The sequence below is a fragment of the Bradyrhizobium nivariense genome (assembly GCF_029846695.2).
GTDB lineage: Bacteria > Pseudomonadota > Alphaproteobacteria > Rhizobiales > Xanthobacteraceae > Bradyrhizobium.
Genome location: NZ_JARWCR020000213.1, coordinates 1 through 738 on the forward strand (window position 1 = coordinate 1; position 738 = coordinate 738).

Here is a 738-nt window from a genome sequence, read left to right on the forward strand (position 1 = left end):
CCGTTCGGTCGGTCTCGTTCATGGCGCAGGCCGTAGTTTTCCGGGCGGGACCCGCCGTTTCCAGTTAAGCTTTATCGGATATACCCGCTCTCCGTGAGTCGGACTTTTGATCATCGAGCCGAAGCCGAAGAGGCAATGAGGCGAGCCGTAGCGGCCACAAGCGCGCTTGATCGCTTGAAGCGGCTGCGCGTTGCATTGGCATGGAATGACCTAGCACGCGACGGGACGTCGCACGGTGAGCACAAGCGGGACTCCGTCGCATGAAGTACGCCGCCGAACGTACATTCGTCGATCCCGACGCCGCCGCGCGCAAGCTGGTCGAGATCGCCAATGCCGTCGATCAACGGCCCCTTTCTGTATCAGACTGTCGTACCCCCGCAGCGGTAGTCCTGTTTAGTTTCTCTAGAGCCAGAGTTGTACTAGCATTACTGCGCAAAACTCGTTTTGATTGAATGCACCCGCGCGGGCTGCGGCGGAACCGGACAACTGAGCCGGCAGTCGCAAGAACAAGGGCCGGCGGCGTTATACCGTCGGCCTTGTCTCGTCGGGCTATTTGGCCCAAGTCGAGGATGGCACATTTGCTCGGCTGATTGTGACGGGCAAAGCACAAATGCCTGACAAGGGCTGGCGCGCGCATTCGATGATCCCATCCCGCTGTCTGATCGCCGCAAGCTGATCACCCCGCACGATGCCGCCACCTTCATCACGGAGCTGCCGAAGCGCGAGCATGATGCGCCA

General features: G+C 60.4%; 2 protein-coding genes. One reads left to right on the forward strand and one right to left on the reverse strand.

Features of this window, described 5'->3' with window-relative positions; translation table 11 throughout:
* Positions 1-260 precede the first annotated feature (260 nt).
* On the forward strand, positions 261-452 hold the full coding sequence (locus tag QCM77_RS45990; protein WP_280097150.1) for a hypothetical protein: 192 nt from the start codon (positions 261-263) through the stop codon (positions 450-452).
* A 97-nt stretch (positions 453-549) separates the two neighbouring features.
* Here the strand turns inward: QCM77_RS45990 and QCM77_RS45995 are convergent.
* Positions 550-738, reverse strand: a 189-nt coding sequence (locus QCM77_RS45995) for a hypothetical protein (RefSeq protein ID WP_280097151.1), incomplete at its 5' end; no start/stop codon positions are given.